This window comes from Photobacterium toruni, from assembly GCF_024529955.1.
Lineage (GTDB): Bacteria > Pseudomonadota > Gammaproteobacteria > Enterobacterales > Vibrionaceae > Photobacterium > Photobacterium toruni.
The window spans coordinates 231755-254570 of sequence record NZ_AP024854.1; the positions used below are offsets into that span (position 1 = coordinate 231755).

Annotated in this window: 31 protein-coding genes; 25 read left to right on the plus strand and 6 right to left on the minus strand. The window is 42.7% G+C overall.

The genetic code is table 11. The annotated features are described in order from the left end of the window. Window positions 1-116 precede the first annotated feature (116 nt). Window positions 117-521 carry an OsmC family protein gene (locus tag OC457_RS01100; RefSeq protein WP_080174381.1) on the plus strand — a complete coding sequence of 135 codons (405 nt, stop codon included), beginning with the start codon at window positions 117-119 and terminating at the stop codon, window positions 519-521. 104 nt (window positions 522-625) lie between these two features. Here the strand turns inward: OC457_RS01100 and OC457_RS01105 are convergent, their stop codons facing one another. The 4 genes from OC457_RS01105 to OC457_RS01120 all read right to left on the minus strand — a co-directional run bounded on the left by OC457_RS01105 (window position 626) and on the right by OC457_RS01120 (window position 4928). After that, window positions 626-1495, minus strand: coding sequence for a phosphoribulokinase (locus tag OC457_RS01105; protein WP_080174382.1), 870 nt, complete (start codon window positions 1493-1495; stop codon window positions 626-628). Between the two features lie 151 nt (window positions 1496-1646). Then, window positions 1647-1859 (minus strand): YheU family protein, encoded by a 213-nt coding sequence (locus tag OC457_RS01110; protein ID WP_080174383.1) that lies wholly within the window; start codon window positions 1857-1859, stop codon window positions 1647-1649. Between the two features lie 92 nt (window positions 1860-1951). Continuing rightward, window positions 1952-2944 carry a hydrolase gene (locus OC457_RS01115; RefSeq protein ID WP_080174384.1) on the minus strand — a complete coding sequence of 331 codons (993 nt, stop codon included), beginning with the start codon at window positions 2942-2944 and terminating at the stop codon, window positions 1952-1954. Between the two features lie 61 nt (window positions 2945-3005). Beyond that, a complete protein-coding gene (locus OC457_RS01120) occupies window positions 3006-4928 on the minus strand; it encodes an ABC transporter ATP-binding protein (protein WP_080174385.1) in 1923 nt (640 codons plus the stop codon). A 258-nt stretch (window positions 4929-5186) separates the two neighbouring features. On the opposite strand from OC457_RS01120, the gene kefG reads away from it, so the two are divergent. From kefG to slyD, 4 genes are all read left to right on the plus strand, one after another. Further along, window positions 5187-5753 carry a glutathione-regulated potassium-efflux system ancillary protein KefG gene (gene kefG, locus OC457_RS01125; RefSeq protein WP_080174386.1) on the plus strand — a complete coding sequence of 189 codons (567 nt, stop codon included), beginning with the start codon at window positions 5187-5189 and terminating at the stop codon, window positions 5751-5753. A gap of 2 nt (window positions 5754-5755) precedes the next feature. Further along, entirely contained in the window at window positions 5756-7561 is a 1806-nt protein-coding gene (gene kefB / locus OC457_RS01130; RefSeq protein WP_080174387.1) for a glutathione-regulated potassium-efflux system protein KefB, read from the plus strand. Between the two features lie 17 nt (window positions 7562-7578). Further along, on the plus strand, window positions 7579-7788 hold the full coding sequence (locus OC457_RS01135) for a YheV family putative zinc ribbon protein (RefSeq protein ID WP_080174388.1): 210 nt from the start codon (window positions 7579-7581) through the stop codon (window positions 7786-7788). A gap of 83 nt (window positions 7789-7871) precedes the next feature. Next, entirely contained in the window at window positions 7872-8471 is a 600-nt protein-coding gene (gene slyD / locus OC457_RS01140; RefSeq protein WP_080174389.1) for a peptidylprolyl isomerase, read from the plus strand. A 72-nt stretch (window positions 8472-8543) separates the two neighbouring features. On the opposite strand, the gene OC457_RS01145 is transcribed toward slyD, so the two are convergent. Together OC457_RS01145 and OC457_RS01150 are read right to left on the minus strand one after the other, a co-directional pair. Next, window positions 8544-8765, minus strand: a complete 222-nt coding sequence (locus OC457_RS01145) for a SlyX family protein (protein WP_080174390.1) — start codon at window positions 8763-8765, stop codon at window positions 8544-8546. A 10-nt stretch (window positions 8766-8775) separates the two neighbouring features. Further along, window positions 8776-9753, minus strand: coding sequence for a WD40 repeat domain-containing protein (locus OC457_RS01150; protein WP_080174391.1), 978 nt, complete (start codon window positions 9751-9753; stop codon window positions 8776-8778). Window positions 9754-9944: 191 nt separating this feature from the next. Here OC457_RS01150 and fkpA point away from each other — a divergent pair, with 191 nt between their 5' ends. The 20 genes from fkpA to rpsQ all read left to right on the plus strand — a co-directional run bounded on the left by fkpA (window position 9945) and on the right by rpsQ (window position 22752). After that, window positions 9945-10805, plus strand: coding sequence for an FKBP-type peptidyl-prolyl cis-trans isomerase (gene fkpA, locus OC457_RS01155; RefSeq protein ID WP_080174392.1), 861 nt, complete (start codon window positions 9945-9947; stop codon window positions 10803-10805). Window positions 10806-10995: 190 nt separating this feature from the next. After that, a complete protein-coding gene (locus tag OC457_RS01160) occupies window positions 10996-11718 on the plus strand; it encodes a helix-turn-helix transcriptional regulator (RefSeq protein WP_080174409.1) in 723 nt (240 codons plus the stop codon). Continuing rightward, window positions 11715-12107 carry a sulfurtransferase complex subunit TusD gene (gene tusD / locus OC457_RS01165; RefSeq protein ID WP_080174393.1) on the plus strand — a complete coding sequence of 131 codons (393 nt, stop codon included), beginning with the start codon at window positions 11715-11717 and terminating at the stop codon, window positions 12105-12107. The genes OC457_RS01160 and tusD overlap by 4 nt, the downstream gene beginning before the upstream one ends. A gap of 10 nt (window positions 12108-12117) precedes the next feature. After that, a complete protein-coding gene (gene tusC, locus OC457_RS01170) occupies window positions 12118-12474 on the plus strand; it encodes a sulfurtransferase complex subunit TusC (RefSeq protein WP_080174394.1) in 357 nt (118 codons plus the stop codon). A gap of 7 nt (window positions 12475-12481) precedes the next feature. Further along, entirely contained in the window at window positions 12482-12775 is a 294-nt protein-coding gene (tusB, locus tag OC457_RS01175; RefSeq protein ID WP_080174395.1) for a sulfurtransferase complex subunit TusB, read from the plus strand. 176 nt (window positions 12776-12951) lie between these two features. Next, window positions 12952-13326 carry a 30S ribosomal protein S12 gene (gene rpsL / locus OC457_RS01180; protein WP_004399892.1) on the plus strand — a complete coding sequence of 125 codons (375 nt, stop codon included), beginning with the start codon at window positions 12952-12954 and terminating at the stop codon, window positions 13324-13326. Window positions 13327-13421: 95 nt separating this feature from the next. Beyond that, window positions 13422-13892: a 30S ribosomal protein S7 gene (gene rpsG / locus OC457_RS01185; RefSeq protein WP_080174396.1), complete on the plus strand. Its 471-nt coding sequence runs from the start codon at window positions 13422-13424 to the stop codon at window positions 13890-13892. Between the two features lie 89 nt (window positions 13893-13981). After that, entirely contained in the window at window positions 13982-16087 is a 2106-nt protein-coding gene (gene fusA / locus OC457_RS01190) for an elongation factor G (protein ID WP_080174397.1), read from the plus strand. A 100-nt stretch (window positions 16088-16187) separates the two neighbouring features. After that, window positions 16188-17372, plus strand: coding sequence for an elongation factor Tu (gene tuf / locus OC457_RS01195; protein WP_107276051.1), 1185 nt, complete (start codon window positions 16188-16190; stop codon window positions 17370-17372). 447 nt (window positions 17373-17819) lie between these two features. Continuing rightward, window positions 17820-18131 carry a 30S ribosomal protein S10 gene (gene rpsJ, locus OC457_RS01200; RefSeq protein WP_002541412.1) on the plus strand — a complete coding sequence of 104 codons (312 nt, stop codon included), beginning with the start codon at window positions 17820-17822 and terminating at the stop codon, window positions 18129-18131. Window positions 18132-18145: 14 nt separating this feature from the next. Then, window positions 18146-18775 carry a 50S ribosomal protein L3 gene (rplC, locus tag OC457_RS01205; protein ID WP_036789584.1) on the plus strand — a complete coding sequence of 210 codons (630 nt, stop codon included), beginning with the start codon at window positions 18146-18148 and terminating at the stop codon, window positions 18773-18775. Window positions 18776-18791: 16 nt separating this feature from the next. Continuing rightward, complete coding sequence (gene rplD / locus OC457_RS01210; RefSeq protein ID WP_036789587.1) at window positions 18792-19394, plus strand: 50S ribosomal protein L4; 603 nt, start codon at window positions 18792-18794, stop codon at window positions 19392-19394. Next, window positions 19391-19693: a 50S ribosomal protein L23 gene (gene rplW, locus OC457_RS01215; RefSeq protein ID WP_036789589.1), complete on the plus strand. Its 303-nt coding sequence runs from the start codon at window positions 19391-19393 to the stop codon at window positions 19691-19693. Before rplD ends, rplW begins: the two co-directional genes overlap by 4 nt. 18 nt (window positions 19694-19711) lie before the next feature. Further along, window positions 19712-20536, plus strand: coding sequence for a 50S ribosomal protein L2 (gene rplB, locus OC457_RS01220; RefSeq protein ID WP_045038830.1), 825 nt, complete (start codon window positions 19712-19714; stop codon window positions 20534-20536). 18 nt (window positions 20537-20554) lie between these two features. Further along, window positions 20555-20833, plus strand: coding sequence for a 30S ribosomal protein S19 (gene rpsS, locus OC457_RS01225; protein ID WP_080176518.1), 279 nt, complete (start codon window positions 20555-20557; stop codon window positions 20831-20833). Window positions 20834-20843: 10 nt separating this feature from the next. Further along, window positions 20844-21176 carry a 50S ribosomal protein L22 gene (gene rplV, locus OC457_RS01230; protein ID WP_005302797.1) on the plus strand — a complete coding sequence of 111 codons (333 nt, stop codon included), beginning with the start codon at window positions 20844-20846 and terminating at the stop codon, window positions 21174-21176. A 19-nt stretch (window positions 21177-21195) separates the two neighbouring features. After that, on the plus strand, window positions 21196-21885 hold the full coding sequence (gene rpsC, locus OC457_RS01235) for a 30S ribosomal protein S3 (protein WP_036789594.1): 690 nt from the start codon (window positions 21196-21198) through the stop codon (window positions 21883-21885). Window positions 21886-21896: 11 nt separating this feature from the next. After that, entirely contained in the window at window positions 21897-22307 is a 411-nt protein-coding gene (gene rplP / locus OC457_RS01240; protein WP_080159320.1) for a 50S ribosomal protein L16, read from the plus strand. Further along, entirely contained in the window at window positions 22307-22498 is a 192-nt protein-coding gene (rpmC, locus tag OC457_RS01245; protein ID WP_036789604.1) for a 50S ribosomal protein L29, read from the plus strand. Before rplP ends, rpmC begins: the two co-directional genes overlap by 1 nt. Next, entirely contained in the window at window positions 22498-22752 is a 255-nt protein-coding gene (gene rpsQ, locus OC457_RS01250; RefSeq protein WP_036789606.1) for a 30S ribosomal protein S17, read from the plus strand. Before rpmC ends, rpsQ begins: the two co-directional genes overlap by 1 nt. Window positions 22753-22816: the final 64 nt, after the last annotated feature.

A 22816-nucleotide genomic window follows, 5' to 3' on the forward strand; every position in this document is an offset into this window, starting at 1 on the left:
TACAAATATAAATATGCAACGTAATTAGCATTAAGCACAATAAACACGATTGCACTGATGGAATTATCAACAAAAATAAGATAAATTTTTGAAGAATATAGCTAAAGGATATAAAAATGCAGTCACGTGTAAAGTGGTTAGAAAATATGACTTTTGTGGGTCAATCAGCATCGGGTCATAGCGTTGTTTTAGATGGTAATGGTGGCGAAAAAGCCCCGAGCCCAATGGAATTAGTATTAATGGCCGCTGGAGGGTGTAGCTCCGTAGATGTCGTTAGTGGATTACAAGATTTACATCAACAGATCACTGCTTGTGAGGTGAGTGTTACTGCTGAACGTCGTGAGCAAGCCCCACGAATTTTTACACATGCAAATTTACACTTTGTTGTTACGGGCCATGACCTAAGTGATGAATTAGTGAGTAAGGTGGTGGCTGATTCTCTCGAAAAATACTGCTCAGTGTGTTTAATGCTCGGTCAGGGGGTTGATATGAGCCATAGCTATGAGATTGTTGTGGCGTAATGTTCATATAAGAATGGCGGTTGCTGAGATCAGTAACCGTTCATTAATGTCACTAACGGTTACGTCTGATTGTTAATCTTTAGGTCTTATATTTGACGTACCACTTAAGCTATTTTGCCGTTTGCAATTAATTGTTCAAGTAACGGTCGCATAATGAGTTCCATCGCAAAACTCATTTTTCCGCCAGGCACAACGAGGGTATTGTGGCGTGACATAAATGAACCTTGAATCATGGCGAGTAAATAGGGAAAGTCGACATTCTTTAAACCACGAAAGCGGATCACCACAAAGCTTTCATCTAGACTGGGAATACCCTTCGCGCTGACGGGATTGGAAGTATCAACGGTTGGGACGCGTTGAAAGTTAATGTGGGTGCGAGAAAATTGTGGTGTGATGTAATTAAGATAGTCATCCATTGAACGTACTATCGATTCCATTACCGCTTCTCTTGAATGGCCGCGATCACGAGTGTCTCGAATGATCTTTTGAATCCACTCGAGGTTAACAATAGGTACCATCCCTATTAGTAAATCAACGTGTTGCGCTACATTGATCTCACCATCAACCACACCGCCATGTAAGCCTTCATAAAATAACACATCAGTATTTTCAGCTAACTGTTGCCACGGTGTAAAAGTACCGGGCATTTGATTATAAGGCACAGCTTCATCAAAAGTATGTAAATAACGGCGAAATTTACCACTACCATCTTGAGCGTATTGTTTGAAAAAGTGGGATAATTGCTCAAAATCATTGGCTTCTGCGCCGAAATAGCTGATATGACGACCTTGCTCTTTGGCCTTACGAATTTCACAATCCATTTCTGGACGAGTGAAGCGATGAAAACTATCACCTTCTAACCATGCTGCGTTGATGTCCATCATGTTAAACATCTTGCGAAAAGCCTCTGATGTCGTTGTCGTTCCTGCGCCAGATGAACCAGTGACAGCAATGATGGGGTGTTTTACCGACATAACTCACCTGTTGTTGTAATTATTACGTGATAAATAACAAAAAATAGACAGTAATAAATGTTACTACAGGTTTGCTAAAATGTCGGTATTAAGTGATAAAAGTGTAGGTGAGAACAAGTTTCGGTAAATGTTAATACTATGATGGGTTGGATTACATTTGATGGCGCAGTTTAATATCAACCGATTCATGTAATTCAGAAAAAACAATAACTGCATCGCCTGATTGTAGTTGGCGTCGAACATAAGCGACCTTATCACTAAGGCTTATTTCTACTTCGCCATAGTCGGTACCTTCACGTAAAATAAATTGTTCAATCAGGTTGGTTAGTGTTTCTGGTGCGATGTCTTGCCAAGGAATAATCATTACAACTTCTTAAATGACTAATGAAATAATAACCGCAGTATATTATTAAAATTGACGAGATTCTTAAAATTAACAAGAAAGAAAGTTAGCTATTATTTCAGTTGTTGTGATTGATGCAACCTGAGTTGGCGTTGAAACCATTCTGGCACTGTATGCTCTAACCAAAACTGCGGTTTGAGTAAGCTACCACTGATAAAACCAACATGACCACCAGTCGTTGATAAATGATAATCAATATTGATTGGTAAGGGCTGTGAAGGAATGACATCATTATTCATAAAGGGATCATCTTTGGCGTGAATAATCCGTAGGGGAAGCGTGATCTTAGTCAGTTGCGATAAACCACTACAATGTTGATAGTAGTCATTAGCACTCTTAAAGCCATGCAACGGTGCCGTCACCGCTTGGTCAAATTGCCGTACACTGCTAATTGTTGTCAGTTGGTGTTGATTAACAGGCATAGTATGTGGGTGACGCTCAATTTTTTTTGCAATAGTACGTTTGAGTGATGTCAGTAAATAACGTTGATAAACTCGCGAGAACCCTTGCTGAATACGATCAGAACAGGAAGCAAGGTTTAGCGGTGGTGAAATAGCTTGGGCTGCGATGAGTTCGTTATTATTAGGGCAATTAGCTAAGTAATTAATCAACACATTACCACCAAGTGATACACCGACAGCCATAAATGGGCGCTGTGGAAATTGCTGGCGCAGCCATTGAATAAAGAACTGCACATCGTTTATATCACCAGAATGATAGCTTTGTGGATGACGATTTAATTCACCGCTGCACCCTCTAAAATGCATCATGACCCCAAGCCAACCTTGCTGTTTGGCTGCCATTAATAAGCCATTAGCATAAGGGCTGTTAAAGCTGCCTTCTAAACCATGAAATAAAATCATTATCGGCTGATGGTGATTATTAATATCTGGCTGCTCTGTCCATGCAAGATCAACAAAATCACCATCAGGTATTTCAAGCCGTTGGGTTACAGGTGCAAAGAGTGGTTGGCGGCGAATAAATCGTGGTAATAAGGTTTGTAGGTGGGGATTCCCTAATCCGCTAGCGGCGGTGAATGGCTGCATATGTAGTCCTGTTTTCAAATTAAAACGCCGTCGCAATAAATATTGTGACGGCGTTAAATGATCACTCAGCGTTAAGCTGGCTTTCCATTTCTTCTAGTTGTTCTTGCAGTTCCATCCATGCAACCTCGATGTCTTCAAGATCAGACTTAGCATCGCCTTGAAGTTTTAACTGCTCATTCATTTGGGCTTTATTTTCAGGCTCATAAATGGCGCTATCACTTAATGCGGTTTCTGCAGCTGTAACGATCGCATTGAGTTTATCCATCTGCTTTTCAAGCTTGGTGACTTCTTTGCGAATTGGGGCTGTTAACTTACGGAACTCTGCATCTAAGCGCTTTTGTTCTTTACGTGATGCAGCACTATTGTCTTTATTGGTCTCAGGTTTTGCAGCTTGTTGTTCACGACGTTCATTGCGCTGTTGCTCGCTTAGCCACTTGTGATAATCACTTAAATCACCATCAAAAGGGACCACTTGGCGATCGTGAACTAAGTATAAATCATCCGTTGTTGCACGGAGTAAGTAACGGTCGTGACTAACAATAACCATTGCGCCTTCATAAGATTGCAACGCAAAGGTCAGTGCTTGACGCATATCTAAATCAAGGTGGTTGGTTGGTTCATCGAGTAACAATAGGTTTGGACGTTGCCATACAATTAACGCTAATACTAAGCGTGCTTTTTCACCACCAGAGAATGGGCCGACTTTCTCTAGTGCTTTATCGCCAATAAAACCAAAACTACCTAAATAATCACGCAGCTGTTGTTCGGTTGAGTTTGGCGCAATACGTGCCATGTGTTGAACGGGGGTATCATCAAGGTACAAGGTTTCTAATTGGTGCTGCGCAAAGTAACCAATTTTGACCCCTTGCGAAAAGGCCATATCACCGGCTTTGGCTGGTAAATCGCCAGCGAGCATTTTAATCAACGTTGATTTACCGGCACCATTACGCCCTAATAATCCAATTCGACTTCCTGGTACTAAGTTTAAACGGATTTTTTCAAGAATCAGTAAATCGTCATAACCGGCGGCAACATGATCCATCATTAGAATCGGGTTTGGCAGGGCACTTGGCTCTCTAAATTCAAATGTAAATGGATTATCAAGCTGCGCTGGCAATACTTTCTCCATCCGTTCTAGGGCCTTAATACGGCTTTGCGCTTGGCGTGCTTTACTGGCTTTGTAACGGAAGCGTTCGATATATGACTGCATGTGCGTCATTTGCTTCTGTTGCTTTTGGAACATGGCTTGTTGCAATACCAGTTTCTCAGCCCGTTGGACTTCAAATGATGAGTAGTTACCGGTGTAACTGTTCATGGTTTGATTTTCAACGTGAATAATACGGTTGATAACAGGATCTAAGAAATCGCGGTCATGGGAAATCAATACCAGCGTACCACGGTAGCTTTGCAGCCATTTTTCAAGCCACATTACCGCATCGAGATCTAAGTGGTTAGTTGGCTCATCGAGTAACAATAGATCAGAGCGGCATAGCAGGGCTTGGGCAAGGTTTAAACGCATGCGCCAACCACCAGAGAACTGGGTTAAGTTCCATTGCATTTGGTGCTGTGAAAATCCTAAACCATTGAGTAACTCAGCTGCGCGCGCATTAATGCTATAGCCACCAATGGTATCAATTTTACCATGCAATTCAGCGACTTTATTACCATTGTCTGCAAGTTCAGCGGCCACCAATTGACGCTCAAGTTCACGGTATTCACGATCGCCATCAATAACATATTCAATCGCTGCTCGTTCTAGCGCTGGTGTTTCCTGAGCAACCCACGCTAATTCCCAATTACTCGGAAACTGACAATTACCGCCATCTAAGCTGAGTTCATTTTTAAGTAATGCAAATAAGGTTGATTTACCACAACCATTTTTACCCACAAGGCCAACTTTGTCGCCTGGGTTAATCGTTGCTGTGGCATTTTCAAGCAGAACTTTACCACCACGTAGAAGTTGGATATCTGAAAAGATAATCATCGATAGCGCCGGGGACGTGCCCGCTCCACAAAATTAAACGGAAATCATGCTCAGGAGTCTAACCCAAACTGGAACGACTGGCTAACCTGACGCTGAGTTAACATCGGGTTGGCAATGTGCGGATGTAAGGTCGATTAAAATAGAAACAGCAACTTAACGATCATATTGAGTAACAATTAGGTATGATAGTTAACAATTTGGCGTCCAATGTTTTATAACGGCGTTACTTCATTCATTAAATAACATGCCAAGGACAGTATGACCGATTTAAAAATATTAATTATCTTTGCGCATCCTGATCCAGAAGAATCAGTGGCTAATAATGCCTTACTTAATGAAGTGAAAAACTTAGCTCATGTCACCGTACATGATTTATATGCCATTTATCCCGATTTTTTTATCGATGAGGTGGCGGAGCGAGCATTAGTGATCGCGCATGATGTTATTATTTTTCAGCATCCGCTGTATATGTACTCTTGTCCGGCGTTATTAAAAGAATGGTTAGATCGCGTATTAGTAAAAGGCTTTGCACATGGAGAAGGGCAAGCAACTAAAGGTAAATATTGGCGAACGGTGGTCACGACAGGAGGAGCGGCAGAAGCTTATCGTCCTGACGGGTATAACCGTTGCAGTATTGACGATATTTTAAAACCATTTGAATTGTGTGCTGATCTTTGCTGTATGCAGTGGTTGTCACCACTAGTAATACATTGGGCACGGCGCATTCCGTTGATTGAGATGCAGCAATATGCACAAACCTATTATCAATGGTTAGTAAACCCTCATCAATATGCCCCATTATTACCTCGAATCACAGGAGATTAAGCATGGATAATGACTTATTAGTGGTGATGGTGATTTTTTTAGGTGCTGCCATTATTGCTGTGCCATTAGCACAACGATTAGGTTTAGGCTCAGTGCTTGGATATTTAATTGCAGGGATTGGAATTGGTCCTTGGGGATTAGGGCTAATATCAGATGTGGATGCTATGTTGCACTTCTCTGAATTTGGCGTGGTGTTGCTACTGTTTTTGATTGGCTTAGAACTTAACCCTAAAAAATTATGGCAAATGCGTAAACCTATTTTAGGCTTAGGCGGTAGCCAAGTAGTGATCACTAGTGTCGTCATTGCTGTTATTGCTTTAGGTTGTAGTCGGTTTTTTCCTGCAATTAGTTGGCGTGATGCAATTGTTATTGGTATGGGATTAGCATTGTCATCAACCGCGATAGCATTACGGGTGATAGATGAACAACAATTAAGTGGTAGTGAAACGGGGCAATCTGGATTTGCTGTACTGCTGTTTCAAGATATTGCCGTTATTCCGATGTTAGCATTATTACCATTGCTGGCAGGTAATACTGGTGGCAGTTGGCTTGATGGCGTATGGATGTTAAGCAGTATTATTATTTTCTTAGTTGCGGGGCATTTTTTATTACGTCCACTATTTCGTTATGTGGTGATGAGTGGTGTGCGGGAACTGTTTAACGTTGCTGCTTTATTGTTAGTCGTCGGTATTGCTTTGATTATGCAGATGATTGGATTGTCGATGGCACTTGGTGCTTTTCTGGCTGGCGTCTTATTGGCGGAAAGTGAATATCGACATGAGCTTGAAATCGCAATTGAGCCATTTAAAGGATTATTGCTGGGATTATTTTTTATCTCTGTGGGTATGGCTGTTAATTTAGGGTTGTTATTGCAATATCCCCTGCAAATTTTAGTGACAGTAATTGTGCTGGTGGCAATTAAAGCTGGAGTGCTGTATCTATTGGCACGTTTATTTGGTGTCACAACAAAAGCCCGTAGTCAAATGGCGGCTATTTTAAGTCAAGGTGGTGAATTCGCCTTTGTGTTGTTTACTGCTGCTAAAGCTGGGGGATTATTACAAGGTGAGTTAACCCCGTTATTATTGGTCGTTGTGAGTTTATCAATGATGACCACGCCATTGATCTTGCAACTACAAAAACGCTGGTATGTGCATAGTTTTAAAACTGAAGATAAGCCACCACCACCATCAAATGTTATAGATCGTCAACCGCGAGTGATTATTACCGGGTTTGGGCGTTTTGGGCAGGTAGTGGGGCGATTACTGTTTGCTAATAAAATTCGCGTTACCGTATTAGAGCGCGATCCAAGTCAAATTCAGTTTTTACGTAAATTTGGTTATAAAGTCTATTACGGTGATGCAACCCAACTCGATTTATTACGTTCAGCTGGTGCAGATAACGCTGAAGCTTTGATTATTTGTACAGATGATCCTACTGAGGTGATGGAAGTCGTCACACTTTGTCAGCAACATTTTCCACAATTGAAATTAATGGCGCGGGCGCGAAGTCGTGTTGAAGCACATCAATTATTGAGTTATGGCGTTGAATGTTTTTCACGTGAAACATTTGAAGGAGCCCTTGATTTAGGTCGCCAAGCCCTCATATCTTTGGGTATGCATCCGTATAAAGCGAATCGTGCTCAAGCGCATTTTCGTAAAATAGATAGCCAAGCATTACGTGATTTATTGCCTCAGCATAGTGAAGATGTCAATTTAGCTTCACGTCAAAAAGAAGCACGTAAAGAGCTAGAAGATATTTTTGATCGTGAGATGCGTGGTGAACAACAACGTCATCAAGGCTGGGATTAATCAGGGAGTGATTAAACATGATCAAAAAACGATTTATTGCTGGTGCAATTTGCCCTAATTGCCAGGCGAAAGATACTTTACGTTGGTGGCAACAGCATGATATTGAACATATAGAATGTGTCCAATGTCATCATGTCGATACACGTTTGCCATTAGCAGTGAAAGAAAGTGAACAGCTTTCTTCTATAACCAAACAACAAGTGATAGGGATTTTTAAACCAGAGTAATGTGATAATGGCATCTCAATGGTATTATCCTGTATGATACGGGAACAAAAACTATCACCCCAAGCTTAAATTTTGGAGTAAACATGAAAGTCGCTAAAGACACAGTAGTAAGTTTAGCTTACCAAGTGAAAACTGAAGACGGTATCGTTGTCGATCAATCAACAGTTGAAGTACCTCTTGATTACCTACACGGTCATAACAACCTTATTCCTGGTCTGGAAAAAGCGCTTGAAGGCCACGTGGCAGGTGATAAGTTTGAAATCACTGTTGCTCCTGAAGAAGCTTACGGTGAGCACATGGACGAAATGGTTCAGCGTGTTCCTGCAAATGTATTCCAAGGTGTTGATGAAATCACTGTTGGTATGCGTTTCCTTGCTGATACTGATCAGGGTCCAATTCCAGTAGAAGTAACTGAAGTTGACGGTGACGAAGTTGTTGTTGACGGTAACCACATGCTAGCCGGTCAAACGCTAGGTTTTGAGGTTGAAGTTGTTGCTGTACGTGCTGCGACTGAAGAAGAAATCGAACACGGTCATCTACACCAAGGTGGCGGTTGTTGTGGTGGTGAAGGCGGTTGTGGCGATCACGGTGATGATGATTGCTGTGGCGGCGACCATGATCACGGTAACGACGAAGGTTGTTGCGGTGGCGAAGGTAAGGGCGGCTGCGGCTGTTCTCACTAATCACACTTGTTGTGATCATAAAAAAGGAAGCCTCGGCTTCCTTTTTTGTTTTTTATCTTGTCGAATTTCTATTTAATAATGCGGCGGCGGCGTTTCTTCTGATTCGTCTGCCATGTTAGAGGTTTGCATCCCTTTAACTTTTCCGACCATAAACTTCAGTTGTACTTCCATGCGATCAATCATAAATTGCTGCTTGGTTAACGCATCATTTAATTCATCAATGGTTTGTTCTTGAAAAGCAAGTTTCATCTCAAGTTCATCAAGACGGCTTTGTAGTTGTTCTATCTCATTCATGGGATATCTTTCAGTCGGTTGACCAGGTTTGAGCGTAACCAGCAGAAGAGCCAGCAACAACATTACCTGTAGGGCTAATAGCGACATCATACACCACTGCTGTAGCGGGTCGAGTCCCTGACAGTATTTCAGCGCGCCAATATCCTATCTTTTCACCATTATCTGTTTGCCATAATTCAACTTGGCGTGAAAGCGTTCCTGTTACTAATAATTGCCCGTCATCTGAAAAGCGAGCACTGGCGAGAGTGTGGTGACGTGATTTTATTGCTAACTGGGTAACTTTTTTACCCGTTGTTAAATCCCAAATAATATTGTCATTATTGCCTGCGGCAGAAAAAGCGAATTTTCCATCTCTTTGAAGGGCAACTTGGTTGACTCGGCTGCTATGCTTAAATGAATAAATAATCTGCCCACTACGGGTATCCCATAGATAGGCATAGTGATCATTCCCACCTGACAATGCATAACGGCCATTCGCTGAAAGAGCAACGCTGTTAACTTTATCTCGATGGGCTAAAAATTCTAGTCGCCGTCCACTTGTGAGATTAATAAATAGTGCCTTACCGTTATTCAATGCTAATAACACGTCAGTACCGTTATTCGCAATCGTAACATCTTGAATAATTGCGTCATCAATTGACCATAAGCCATGGGATTGCGACCAGCCAAGATCCCATACTGCAAAATTTTGAGATGTAGCAGTTATGGCATAGCGGCTGTTATCTGATATATAACTTGTTATCACACTATTGTGATATTGATCTTGAGAACCAAAATCAGCTAACGTTTTGTTTTGCTGTAAGTCCCATAGCACGATACTTTGTGTGTTTGGGCTAACAAGTGCAAAGCGGCCATCACGACTTAGGCTTAGGCTCGTCGTGCCTTGCTGAGCAAGGTGGTAGCGTTGAATTTCTGAATTAAAGAAAAAACAACCGCTTAAAGCAAAGGTCGAGAAAAGTAGACTAAGTGGTAAAAAATTCTTATACATTAAGCTCTGGTTCCACTTAGTTAAGGTAACTAGATAGAGAAACAAATCTAATTAAATAACTGTAGTGTTAAGTTTTTACAGTTACTTAATCAGACGGGTAGTAGTATATTGATATAATTTTGTTTTCATACTCATACTAATAAACACAGTGTAAAAGTGAGGCATGACCTCAATGACTGATGGAGAAATACATGAAGCCTATTTTAAAGATGTCTGTATTAGCAGCAACAATCTTCCTTGCTGTCGGTTGTCAGGACGATAATAAAGCAGACACCAACAAGCCTGTTGAGCCAGCAAAAGTTGAGCAAACAACATCAGCAGCTGCTGCAACAACTGATGTTGCTAACGTTGAATTTAAAACTGAAGATCAAAAGGCAGCGTACGCTATTGGTGCATCACTAGCACAATACCTATCTGCTAACCTTGATCAGCAAAAAGAACTTGGTCTTAACCTTAACCGTCAAGATGTACTTGCGGGTGTTGAAGATGTGTTTGCAGGTAAGAGCCGCATGACACAAGAACAAACTCAACAAGCACTACAATCTCTTGATCAACGTGTTGCAAAAATTGTTGAGCAGAAAGCAAAAGCTGAAGCTGAAAAGAACATAAAAGCAGGCGAAGAGTTCCGTGCTAAATTTGCTAAAGAAGCCGGTGTAGTAACAACGAAATCTGGCTTGATGTACAAAGTTGAGAAAGAAGGTACAGGCGCTAAACCTGCAGCAACTGATACTGTTGAAGTACAGTATAAAGGCATGCTAACTGACGGTACTGTGTTTGATAGTTCATACCAACGTAATCAACCAGCAACCTTCCCACTTAATCAAGTGATCCCTGGTTGGACTGAAGGCGTACAATTAATGCCAGTTGGTTCTAAGTTTGAATTTGTTATTCCACCTCAACTTGCATATGGCGCACAAGCTAATCCAAGTATTCCTGCTAATTCTACATTAGTTTTCCAAGTAGAATTACTCAGCATCAAAGGTGCTAAGCAAGCTCAACAGCCAGCTGTTGAAGCAGTAAAAACAACAACTACAGCGACAAAAACGCAATAAATCATCACTTTTTAGTGACAAAAAAGCGTAACTGTTGATCCAGACCCGGCATATGTCGGGTCTTTTTTGTTCAATTATCTGATAAACTTACTGAGAAGATTTTAAATTTTATCAATTATATTGAATGCTTGTAGTAATAGATCTGGGCGAGATCGCATTGTAGATAAGCAGCAAAATGGAAGGTGGTATCGTGATTTCAGTAGATAATCTTGGAACAGAGATAATTGTTGATAGTGACATCGTTGACAGACGAATTTTTTCTGAACACGATGATAATATTCTGCGTACATATGAAGCTGTTGTTGATGGCTTAGCTGCATTGATTGGGCCATTTTGTGAAATTGTTCTGCACTCATTAGCCGATTTAAATACTTCGGCTATCAAAATAGCCAATGGGCAAAATACCGGCCGTAAAGTGGGATCACCGATTACCGATCTTGCGTTACGTTCATTGCGTGACATTCAAAACTCAGAAAATAATTTTTCTCGTGCTTATTTCACTCGTGCTAAAGGCGGTGATTTAATGAAATCGATCACTATCGCAATTCGTAATGGCGATAATAAAGTGATTGGTTTGTTATGTATTAATATCAATCTTGATGTGCCATTTACCCAAATTTTGCAATCGTTTATGCCAACGGATGAAGCTAAGCAAGCCGCATCAAAAGTAAACTTTGCTAGTGACGTCGATGAATTGGTCGATCAAACTGTTGAGCGCACCATCGAAGAAATTAATGCCGATAAAAATGTATCTAATAATGCCAAGAATCGTCAGATAGTTATGGAACTGTTTGATAAAGGTATTTTTGATATTAAAGATGCGATAAACCGCGTTGCTGATCGATTGAATATATCTAAGCACACCGTCTATCTTTACATTCGTCAGCGAAAAACAGAGGACGGAGATAAGTGAGTTTAACTTACGCCATTGTTGTTAATGGGTCGGCTTATGGTACTCAAGCTGCGCGTTCAGCTTATCAATTTTCATGTGCACTTATTGAGCTTGGACATACATTAACCCGCGTTTTCTTTTATCAAGACGGTGTATTAAATGGTAATGCGCTTACTGCTCCCGCCTCAGATGAGTTTGATCTCGTTGCCGCATGGCAGCAATTAGCGCAAACCCATCACGTTGAATTACATACCTGCGTTGCCGCAGCGTTACGCCGAGGCATTATTGGCGAACAAGAAGCACAACAAAATCAATTACCAAGTCATAATTTAGCATCAGGATTTGAGCAAGCCGGGCTGGGTGGTCTTGCTGAGATCTTACTTAGTGCTGATCGTGTGATTCAATTTTGAGGGTAATCGAGTGAGTAACATTGGGTTTGTTTTTCGTCAATCACCTCATGGCACCAGCAGTGGGCGTGAAGGTTTGGATGCACTATTGGCTGCTTCTGCTTACACTGAAGCATTAGATGTGTTTTTTATTGGTGATGGGGTATTACAACTGGCTAAGCATCAGCAGCCAAATGCCATTTTAAGTCGCAATTATAGTGTGACATTTAAAATGCTACCTCTGTATGACATCGAAAATATTTATGTTTGTCAGCAGTCATTAATTGAGCGTGGATTAAGTGTTGATGATTTATTAATTGATGTAATTATCTGTCCCCATTCTGAGCTGGTGACAAGATTACATTGTTGCCACCAAATTCTCACATTTTGAGGTATCGATGTTACATACTGTGACCCAATCACCATTTCATAGCCACTCATTGACACAATGTTTACAGTTTATTTGCCCTGGTGATGAGATCTTATTGCTCGAAGATGCTGTAATTGTCGCCTTGAGTGAAAATATTTACTTTGATTTAATAAAAAATATTGGCGTAAAAATTTATTTACTGGAAGCCGACATTATTGCGCGCGGTTTACAAGATAAATGTGATAAAGATCTAGATGTTATTGATTATAAAGGTTTTGTTTTGTTGACTGAACAACATGACCAGCACATGAGATGGGCATAATAAGCCATTATTAGTAACGATAAATGGACAAAAAAGTGATTGTTTAAGAAATGATCACTTAATTGATCGTTGGTTAGATCTTGACACCTTTGGGTGCGATGCCTAAAATTTCGCGTCCTCCTGTTGTTGGGAGGCAGATTTTTCACCTTACGAAAGTAACAATCAGGAGCTATTTAATGGCAACTATTAACCAGTTGGTACGTAAGCCACGTGCTAAGCAAGTTGTAAAAAGCAACGTGCCAGCACTAGAAGCGTGCCCACAAAAACGTGGTGTATGTACTCGTGTTTACACTACTACACCTAAAAAACCGAACTCAGCATTACGTAAAGTTTGTCGTGTTCGTCTAACAAACGGTTTTGAAGTAACATCATACATCGGCGGTGAAGGTCACAACCTTCAGGAGCACTCAGTTGTTCTTATCCGTGGTGGTCGTGTTAAAGACTTACCGGGTGTTCGTTACCACACTGTTCGTGGTGCACTTGACTGTGCAGGCGTTAATGACCGTAAACAAGGTCGTTCTAAGTACGGTGTGAAGCGTCCTAAGTCTTAATGGATTCCGTTAAGTAAGGCCAAACACTAAAATTATTTAATTTTGAAGAAACTGAAAAGTTTTGGATAACCTGAAGAAGACAACGGAGATAATCCATGCCACGTCGTCGCGTAATCGGTCAGCGTAAGATCCTTCCAGATCCTAAATTCAAATCAGAATTGCTGGCAAAATTCGTTAACATCCTAATGGTTGACGGAAAGAAATCTACTGCAGAAAAAATTGTTTACTCTGCACTAGAAACTATGGCTGAGCGTTCTGGTGAAGAACACCTAGCTGTATTTGAAAAAGCTCTTGAAAACATTCGTCCAGCGGTAGAAGTTAAATCTCGCCGTGTGGGTGGTTCAACTTACCAGGTGCCTGTAGAAGTACGTCCAGTACGTCGTAATGCACTAGCTATGCGTTGGTTAGTTGAAGCTGCGCGTAAGCGTGGTGAAAAATCTATGGCTCAGCGTCTTGCAGGCGAAATGCTAGATGCAGCTGACAACAAAGGTACTGCTGTTAAGAAACGTGAAGACGTTCACCGTATGGCAGATGCGAACAAAGCGTTCGCACATTACCGCTGGTAATATAGCTGGTAATACCGCTTGGGCACAGCAGGTTATCCTGCTGTGCCTAAACCATATTCTAAGGTTCACCTTAGTAAGAGGATACAACCGTGGCTCGCAAAACGCCTATCGAGCGCTACCGTAATATCGGTATCTGTGCTCACGTTGACGCCGGTAAAACAACCACTACCGAGCGCATCCTGTTTTATACAGGTCTATCTCACAAGATTGGTGAAGTACACGACGGCGCTGCTACTATGGATTGGATGGAGCAGGAGCAAGAACGTGGTATCACGATCACCTCTGCTGCAACGACCACCTTTTGGCGCGGTATGGACAAGCAGTTCGACGAGCACCGAATCAACATCATTGATACTCCAGGACACGTAGACTTCACCATTGAAGTAGAACGTTCACTGCGCGTACTTGATGGTGCTGTAGTTGTGTTCTGTGGTGCTTCAGGTGTAGAGCCTCAGTCTGAGACTGTATGGCGTCAAGCCGATCGATATGAAGTTCCTCGTATTGTTTTTATTAACAAGATGGATCGCACGGGCGCAGATTTCTTCCGCGTTATCGAGCAAATTAAACACCGTCTTGGCGCAACACCAGTACCTCTGCAGTTAAATATTGGTACTGAAGATGAATTTAAAGGTGTAATTGACCTGATCAAAATGAAGGCCATTAACTGGTCTGATGCTGATCAAGGCACCAGTTTTACCTATGAAGATATTCCTGCTGACATGCAAGAGTTAGCAGACGAGTGGCGTATGAACTTAGTTGAATCAGCAGCAGAGGCTAATGATGAACTAATGGATAAATACCTTGAAGAAGGTGAACTGACTGAAGCTGAAATTAAAGCTGGTCTGCGTCAACGTACCCTAAACAACGAAATCGTATTGGCAACTTGTGGTTCTGCATTTAAGAACAAAGGTGTTCAAGCCGTACTAGATGCCGTTGTTGATTTCCTACCTTCACCAACAGAAGTAAAAGCAATTACTGGTGAAGACGAACACGGTAACCCTGTTGAGCGTCATTCAAGTGATGACGAACCATTCTCAGCACTAGCGTTCAAAATCGCAACCGACCCGTTCGTAGGTACGTTAACTTTCATGCGCGTATACTCAGGTGTTGTTAATTCAGGTGATACTGTTTTCAACACTGTAAAAGAAAAACGTGAGCGTTTAGGTCGTATTGTTCAGATGCATGCGAATAAACGTGAAGAGATCAAAGAAGTGCGTGCTGGTGATATTGCGGCAGCCATTGGTCTTAAATTTGCAACAACAGGCGATACCTTGTGCGATCAAAATCATAAAGTGATCCTTGAGCGTATGGAATTCCCTGAACCGGTTATTCAGATTGTGGTTGAACCACGCTCTGTCGCTGATCAAGATAAGATGACAATTGCGCTAGATAAACTAGCAGCAGAAGATCCATCTTTCCGCGTTGAGACCGATGTTGAATCTGGTCAGATTCTAATTTCTGGCATGGGTGAACTTCACCTTGATATCATCGTCGATCGTATGAAGCGCGAATTTAACGTCAACTGTAACGTGGGTAAACCCCAGGTTGCTTACCGTGAAACTATTCGTGGTAACACTAAAGTTGAAGGTAAATTCATTCGTCAAGCTGGTGAAACTGGCGGCCGTGGCCAATATGGTCATGTGTGGCTGAAGCTTGAACCATCAGAGCCGGGTGAAGGTTTCGTATTCGTAGATGAAATTGTTGGTGGCAGCGTACCTAAAGAATACATTAGCGCTGTTGCGACAGGTATCGAAGAACAAATGAAGAGTGGCGTGCTAGCAGGCTACCCGATGATTGATGTTAAAGCGACATTAGTTGACGGTTCTTACCACGACACTGATTCAAGCGAAATTGCATTTAAAATCGCAGGTTCAATGGCATTACGACAAGGTGCACTTGATGCAACTCCAGTATTGCTTGAGCCGATGATGAAAGTTGAAATTACCACGCCAGAAGATTGGATGGGTGATGTTGTTGGCGACCTTAACCGTCGTCGCGGCATGATCGAAGGTATGGAAGAAGGCAACGCGGGTATTAAAATTATTCGTGCGCAAGTTCCACTATCAGCAATGTTCGGGTATGCAACTGATTTACGATCAGCAACACAAGGCCGTGCGTCTTATTCTATGGAGTTTAGCGAGTACGCTGAAATGCCAAAGAACGTTACTGATAAAATTATTGCTGAACGTATTTAATTTCATTATTGCGTCAATGGCTATTGGCGCATAAAATACAAACTTCAGAGCCGTCCCCGACCTAGTAGGGGGCGTATCTTAACTAGGAAGGAACACAATTGTGTCTAAAGAAAAATTTGAACGTCTAAAACCGCATGTTAACGTTGGTACAATCGGTCACGTTGACCACGGTAAAACAACTCTAACAGCTGCTATCTGTACTACACTTGCAAAAGTGTACGGTGGTGTTGCTAAAGACTTCGCATCTATCGATAACGCTCCTGAAGAGCGCGAGCGCGGTATCACAATCTCTACTTCTCACGTAGAATACGATACTCCTACTCGTCACTACGCACACGTAGACTGTCCTGGACACGCCGATTATGTTAAAAACATGATCACTGGTGCTGCTCAAATGGATGGTGGTATCCTAGTTGTTGCTGCAACTGACGGTCCTATGCCTCAAACTCGTGAGCACATCCTACTTGGTCGTCAAGTTGGTATTCCTTACATCATCGTATTCATGAACAAGTGTGACATGGTTGATGATGAAGAACTACTTGAACTAGTAGAGATGGAAGTTCGTGAACTTCTTTCTGAGTACGATTTCCCAGGTGATGATTGCCCAGTAATCATGGGTTCTGCACTAGGCGCGCTAAACGGCGAAGCTGAGTGGGAAGCTAAGATTGTTGAACTAGCTGAAGCTCTAGATTCTTACATTCCAGAGCCAGAGCGTGCTATCGATCTACCATTCATCCTTCCAATCGAAGATGTTTTCTCAATCCAAGGCCGTGGTACTGTTGTAACTGGTCGTATTGAGCAAGGTATCGTTAAAGTTGGTGACGAAGTAGCTATCATCGGTATTCACGACACTATCACTACTACATGTACTGGTGTTGAGATGTTCCGTAAGCTTCTTGACGAAGGCCGTGCTGGTGAGAACGTTGGTGTTCTACTACGTGGTACTAAGCGTGATGACGTTGAACGTGGTCAAGTTCTTGCTAAGCCAGGTTCAATCACTCCACACACTACTTTCACTTCAGAAATCTATGTTCTTTCTAAAGATGAAGGCGGTCGTCACACTCCTTTCTTCAAAGGTTACCGTCCACAGTTCTACTTCCGTACAACTGACGTAACTGGTACTATCGAGTTACCAGAAGGCGTTGAAATGGTAATGCCTGGTGATAACATCTCTATGACTGTTACTCTAATCGCACCTATCGCGATGGATGAAGGTCTACGTTTTGCTATCCGTGAAGGTGGCCGTACAGTTGGTGCTGGTGTTGTTGCAACTATCATTGCTTAATAGCAATTAGTGCATAACTAAGTACTAAATAAAAAGGAAGCTTCGGCTTCCTTTTTTTATATTTGCATTTTTTATCTGAGTAAAAGAGAGTAAATGACTTTATTTTAGAGCTTAACTTATTGAAAATATAAGTTAATAATTAGAAGATTGTTTATTTATCGATCAAAGCTTGCTTTCAAAAATGTGATCTGTATAATGCTCGTCACTGCCTAAGACAAAGTCTTGTAAGCGCTGTTGTGAACCAATAAGCATTGAGGAGAAACTTACTACAGGCTACGCCTAGTATGTTTCATAATGAATACTCTGACTTATGTTCGCAGTCATTAAATTGGCTGACAATGCATCCGATAGGGATGCTACGTTCACATAAATCAATCGACATTCCTTCGTCTTTACGAACGTGAGTGGCGATATTGTTTGTGTAATTTTTATTTGGAGCTCTGTCTAATGCAGAACCAACGTATTCGTATCCGTCTAAAGGCGTTCGATCACCGTTTGATCGACCAGTCTACTGCGGAAATCGTTGAAACAGCTAAACGTACTGGCGCACAGGTTAAGGGTCCAATCCCTCTACCAACTCGCAAAGAACGTTTCACTGTTCTTATTTCTCCACACGTTAATAAGGACGCACGTGACCAGTACGAAATTCGTACACACAAGCGCCTTATCGACATCGTTGAGCCTACAGACAAAACTGTTGATGCTCTGATGCGTCTAGATCTAGCTGCTGGCGTTGACGTACAGATCAGCCTAGGTTAAGGGGAGATAAGAGAATGATTGGTCTAATCGGTCGTAAAGTGGGCATGACCCGCATCTTTACCGAAGATGGCATTTCTATTCCAGTTACTGTTGTTGAAGTTGAAAACAACCGCGTTACTCAGGTTAAATCTGTAGAAACTGACGGTTACAACGCTATTCAAGTAACAGCTGGAACTAAGAAAGCTAGCCGCGTATCTAAGCCAGAAGCTGGTCACTTTGCGAAAGCAGGTGTAGAAGCTGGTCGCGGTCTTTGGGAATTCCGTCTAGAAAATAATGAAGAATTCGCAGTTGGCGCTGAGCTAAGTGTTGAAATCTTTAACGAAATTAAAAAAGTAGACGTTACTGGTACATCTAAAGGTAAGGGCTTCCAAGGTGCTATTAAGCGCTGGAACTTCCGTACTCAAGATATGACCCATGGTAACTCCTTGTCTCACCGCGCTCCGGGTTCAATTGGCCAATGTCAAACTCCAGGTCGTGTATTTAAAGGCAAGAAAATGGCTGGTCACATGGGTGCTGAGCGTGTAACGACTCAAAACCTAGAGATCGTACGTGTTGACGCTGAGCGCAATCTGCTTCTTATTAAAGGTGCAGTCCCTGGTGCTACAGGCGGTAACGTGATCGTTAAACCAGCTGTTAAAGCGTAACGTCGAGGAGTTAGTAATGGAATTGGTAGTCAAAGGCGCTAACGCGCTAACTGTCTCCGAAACTACTTTTGGGCGTGATTTCAATGAAGCGCTTGTACACCAAGTAGTTGTTGCATTTGCAGCAGGTGCTCGTCAGGGTACACGTGCTCAGAAGACTCGTTCAGACGTTTCTGGTGGTGGCGCTAAGCCATGGCGCCAGAAGGGTACTGGTCGCGCTCGTGCAGGTACAATCCGCAGTCCGCTATGGCGTTCTGGTGGTGTTACTTTCGCTGCTCGTCCTCAGGATCACAGCCAAAAAGTAAACAAGAAAATGTACCGCGGTGCTATGAAGAGCATTCTTTCTGAGTTAGTTCGTCAAGAGCGTTTAATCGTTGTTGAAAACTTCACTCTAGAAGCACCAAAGACAAAAGCACTAGTAGCTAAGCTTAAAGAGCTAGAGCTAACTGATGCACTAATCGTAACTGGCGAACTAGATGAGAATCTATTCCTTGCAGCACGTAACCTATACAAAGTAGACGTACGTGATGCAGCGGCAATCGATCCAGTTAGCTTGATCGCTTTCGATAAAATTGTAATGACTGCAGCTGCAGTTAAAGCAATCGAGGAGATGCTAGCATGATCACTGAAGAGCGTATTTTAAAAGTTCTACGTGCTCCGCACATCTCTGAAAAAGCATCAATGGCTGCAGAAAACGCGAATACTATCGTGTTTAAAGTTGCTATTACTGCGACAAAGAGAGAGATCAAAGCAGCAGTTGAAAAACTGTTTGAGGTTGAAGTTAAGTCTGTAAATACTCTTATCACTAAGGGTAAGACCAAACGTCAAGGTATGCGCCAAGGCCGTCGTTCAGACGTGAAGAAAGCGTATGTTATCTTGAAAGAAGGTCAAGACATCGACTTCGCTGGTAGTGCAGAGTAAGGCTAGGAGCAAAGAAGAATGGCTATTGTAAAATGTAAGCCGACTTCCCCAGGTCGTCGCCACGTAGTTAAAGTGGTTAACTCTGACCTGCATAAGGGTAAGCCGTACGCACCACTTCTAGAGAAAAACTCTAAGACTGGTGGTCGTAACAATAACGGTCGTATCACAGTACGTCATATCGGTGGTGGTAACAAACAACACTACCGTCTAATTGACTTTAAACGTACTAAAGATGGCATCCCAGCGAAAGTTGAGCGTCTAGAATACGATCCAAACCGTAGCGCAAACATTGCTCTAGTTCTGTACGCAGACGGTGAGCGCCGCTACATTATCGCACCTAAAGGTATCCAAGCTGGTGATATGATCCAGTCTGGCGAAGATGCTGCTATCAAAGTTGGTAATACTTTACCAATGCGCAACATCCCAGTAGGTTCAACAGTACACTGTGTTGAACTTAAGCCTGGTAAAGGTGCACAGCTGGCTCGTTCAGCTGGTGCATACGCTCAGATCATTGCACGTGCAGGCACTTATGTGACTCTACGTCTACGTTCTGGTGAAATGCGTAAAGTTCTTGCTGACGGTCGTGCGACTCTAGGTGAAGTTGGTAACGCAGAACACATGCTACGTGAGCTAGGTAAAGCTGGTGCTTCACGCTGGCGCGGTGTTCGTCCAACTGTACGTGGTGTTGTAATGAACCCAGTGGATCACCCACATGGTGGTGGTGAAGGTCGTACATCAGGCGGTCGTCATCCAGTAACACCTTGGGGCGTTCCAACTAAGGGTTATAAGACTCGTAGCAACAAGCGCACCGACAAGTACATCGTACGTCGTCGTAATAAGTAATTATAAAGAGGATACGCCATGCCACGTTCTCTCAAGAAAGGTCCATTCATTGACCTACACTTGCTGAAGAAGGTAGAGAAAGCGTTGGAAAGCGGAGACAAAAAGCCTGTTAAGACTTGGTCCCGTCGCTCAATGATCATCCCTCAGATGATTGGTTTGACCATCGCTGTCCATAATGGTCGTCAGCACGTTCCTGTTTTCGTTTCTGAAGAAATGATCGGTCACAAGCTAGGCGAATTTGCACCAACACGTACTTACCGCGGTCATACTGCGGATAAGAAAGCTAAAAAGCGCTAAGGAGTAGGTAATGGAAGCTATCGCTAAACATCGCTTTGCTCGCATTTCGCCGCAAAAAGCTCGTTTGGTTGCAGATCAACTGCGCGGTAAGCCAGTTGCTCAAGCTCTAGAAATTCTTAACTTCAGCAACAAAAAAGCTGCTGATTTAATCAAGAAAGTTCTAGAGTCAGCTATCGCTAACGCAGAACACAACGAAGGCGCAGACATTGATGATCTTAATGTTGCTAAAATCTTCGTTGACGAAGGTCCTACCATGAAGCGTATTATGCCTCGTGCTAAAGGCCGTGCCGATCGCATCTTGAAGCGTTCTAGCCACATCACTGTTGTTGTAGCAGACCGCTAAGAGACTAGGAGAGAAAGCAATGGGTCAGAAAGTACATCCTAATGGTATTCGTTTAGGCATCTGTAAGCCTTGGAATACCACTTGGTTTGCTAACAGCCAAGAATTCGCTGACAACCTAGACGGCGATTTCAAGGTACGCCAGTTCCTTACTAAGGAACTAGCAAAAGCATCTCTATCACGCATCGTTATCGAGCGTCCTGCTAAGAGCATCCGTGTGACTATTCACACTGCTCGTCCAGGCGTAGTAATCGGTAAGAAAGGCGAAGACGTAGAGAAACTACGTGCAGCAGTAGCGAAGATCGCGGGCGTTCCAGCTCAGATCAACATCGCTGAAGTACGTAAACCAGAACTAGATGGTCAACTAGTAGCAGACAGCATTTCGTCTCAGCTAGAGCGTCGTGTAATGTTCCGTCGCGCGATGAAGCGTGCAGTTCAAAACGCTATGCGTCTTGGCGCTAAAGGTATCAAAGTTGAAGTAAGCGGCCGTCTAGGCGGTGCTGAAATCGCACGTACTGAGTGGTACCGTGAAGGCCGTGTGCCTCTACACACTCTTCGTGCTGACATTGACTACGCAACTTCTTCGGCTCACACCCAATACGGTGTTATCGGCGTTAAAGTTTGGATCTTCAAAGGTGAAGTTCTAGGCGGCATGCCGGTTGAAGAGCCAAAGGCTGATAAGCCTAAGAAGCAGCGCAAAAGCCGTAAATAAGGAGTTTATTGATGCTGCAACCTAAACGCACTAAATTCCGCAAGGCCTTTAAAGGCCGTAACCGCGGTTTAGCGAACGGTACTGATGTAAGCTTTGGTACATTTGGTCTTAAAGCAGTCGGCCGTGGTCGTCTAACTGCTCGTCAGATCGAAGCTGCACGTCGTGCTATGACTCGTCATGTAAAACGTCAGGGCCAAATCTGGATTCGTGTATTCCCAGACAAACCAATCACATCTAAGCCTCTTGAAGTTCGTCAAGGTAAAGGTAAAGGTAGTGTGGAGTACTGGGTTGCACAGATTCAACCAGGTAAAGTTCTATACGAAATGGGTGGTGTTCCTGAAACATTAGCTCGTGAAGCATTTAATCTTGCTGCACGTAAGCTACCAATCAAGACAACATTCGTAATTAAGGCGGTGATGTGATGAATGCACTAGATCTACGCGCTAAAAGCGTTGAAGAGCTTAATGCAGAGCTTGTGAATTTGCTACGTGAACAGTTTAACTTGCGTATGCAAGCTGCGACTGGTCAACTACAGCAGACTCATAATCTTAAAACTGTACGTCGTGATATCGCACGTGTTAAAACTGTACTGACTGAGAAGGCTGGCGCATAATGAGCGATCAAATCCGTACTCAGCTTGGTCGTGTAGTTAGCGACAAAGGCGATAAGTCTATTGTTGTTGCTATCGAGCGTAAAGTGAAGCACCCGATCTACGGTAAGTACATCACACGCACGACTAAGCTTCATGCACACGATGAAAACAACGAATGTGGCCTAGGCGACATGGTTGAAGTTCGCGAGTGCCGTCCAATGTCAAAGACTAAGTCTTGGGCTTTGGTACGCGTAGTTGAAAAAGCACGTATTTAATACGTACTAACAACTACTTAAGTAAGCGGCCCTGAAAAACTTAGGGCCGTTCATTTTTTTATCT

Bases quoted from the DNA above. Each gene is read 5' to 3' on its own strand.
- rpmC (WP_036789604.1), top strand. From the start codon at position 22,307: ATGAATGCACTAGATCTACGCGCTAAAAGCGTTGAAGAGCTTAATGCA.
- OC457_RS01150 (WP_080174391.1), bottom strand. From the start codon at position 9,753: ATGTATAAGAATTTTTTACCACTTAGTCTACTTTTCTCGACCTTTGCT.
- OC457_RS01105 (WP_080174382.1), bottom strand. From the start codon at position 1,495: ATGTCGGTAAAACACCCCATCATTGCTGTCACTGGTTCATCTGGCGCA.
- rpsC (WP_036789594.1), top strand. From the start codon at position 21,196: ATGGGTCAGAAAGTACATCCTAATGGTATTCGTTTAGGCATCTGTAAG.
- OC457_RS01100 (WP_080174381.1), top strand. From the start codon at position 117: ATGCAGTCACGTGTAAAGTGGTTAGAAAATATGACTTTTGTGGGTCAA.
- OC457_RS01115 (WP_080174384.1), bottom strand. From the start codon at position 2,944: ATGCAGCCATTCACCGCCGCTAGCGGATTAGGGAATCCCCACCTACAA.
- fkpA (WP_080174392.1), top strand. From the start codon at position 9,945: ATGAAGCCTATTTTAAAGATGTCTGTATTAGCAGCAACAATCTTCCTT.
- kefG (WP_080174386.1), top strand. From the start codon at position 5,187: ATGACCGATTTAAAAATATTAATTATCTTTGCGCATCCTGATCCAGAA.
- rpsS (WP_080176518.1), top strand. From the start codon at position 20,555: ATGCCACGTTCTCTCAAGAAAGGTCCATTCATTGACCTACACTTGCTG.
- rplB (WP_045038830.1), top strand. From the start codon at position 19,712: ATGGCTATTGTAAAATGTAAGCCGACTTCCCCAGGTCGTCGCCACGTA.
- rpsJ (WP_002541412.1), top strand. From the start codon at position 17,820: ATGCAGAACCAACGTATTCGTATCCGTCTAAAGGCGTTCGATCACCGT.
- tusB (WP_080174395.1), top strand. From the start codon at position 12,482: ATGTTACATACTGTGACCCAATCACCATTTCATAGCCACTCATTGACA.
- rplW (WP_036789589.1), top strand. From the start codon at position 19,391: ATGATCACTGAAGAGCGTATTTTAAAAGTTCTACGTGCTCCGCACATC.
- rplD (WP_036789587.1), top strand. From the start codon at position 18,792: ATGGAATTGGTAGTCAAAGGCGCTAACGCGCTAACTGTCTCCGAAACT.
- rpsL (WP_004399892.1), top strand. From the start codon at position 12,952: ATGGCAACTATTAACCAGTTGGTACGTAAGCCACGTGCTAAGCAAGTT.
- rplP (WP_080159320.1), top strand. From the start codon at position 21,897: ATGCTGCAACCTAAACGCACTAAATTCCGCAAGGCCTTTAAAGGCCGT.
- OC457_RS01135 (WP_080174388.1), top strand. From the start codon at position 7,579: ATGATCAAAAAACGATTTATTGCTGGTGCAATTTGCCCTAATTGCCAG.
- rpsQ (WP_036789606.1), top strand. From the start codon at position 22,498: ATGAGCGATCAAATCCGTACTCAGCTTGGTCGTGTAGTTAGCGACAAA.
- rplV (WP_005302797.1), top strand. From the start codon at position 20,844: ATGGAAGCTATCGCTAAACATCGCTTTGCTCGCATTTCGCCGCAAAAA.
- rplC (WP_036789584.1), top strand. From the start codon at position 18,146: ATGATTGGTCTAATCGGTCGTAAAGTGGGCATGACCCGCATCTTTACC.
- OC457_RS01145 (WP_080174390.1), bottom strand. From the start codon at position 8,765: ATGAATGAGATAGAACAACTACAAAGCCGTCTTGATGAACTTGAGATG.
- slyD (WP_080174389.1), top strand. From the start codon at position 7,872: ATGAAAGTCGCTAAAGACACAGTAGTAAGTTTAGCTTACCAAGTGAAA.
- OC457_RS01120 (WP_080174385.1), bottom strand. From the start codon at position 4,928: ATGATTATCTTTTCAGATATCCAACTTCTACGTGGTGGTAAAGTTCTG.
- OC457_RS01110 (WP_080174383.1), bottom strand. From the start codon at position 1,859: ATGATTATTCCTTGGCAAGACATCGCACCAGAAACACTAACCAACCTG.
- rpsG (WP_080174396.1), top strand. From the start codon at position 13,422: ATGCCACGTCGTCGCGTAATCGGTCAGCGTAAGATCCTTCCAGATCCT.
- kefB (WP_080174387.1), top strand. From the start codon at position 5,756: ATGGATAATGACTTATTAGTGGTGATGGTGATTTTTTTAGGTGCTGCC.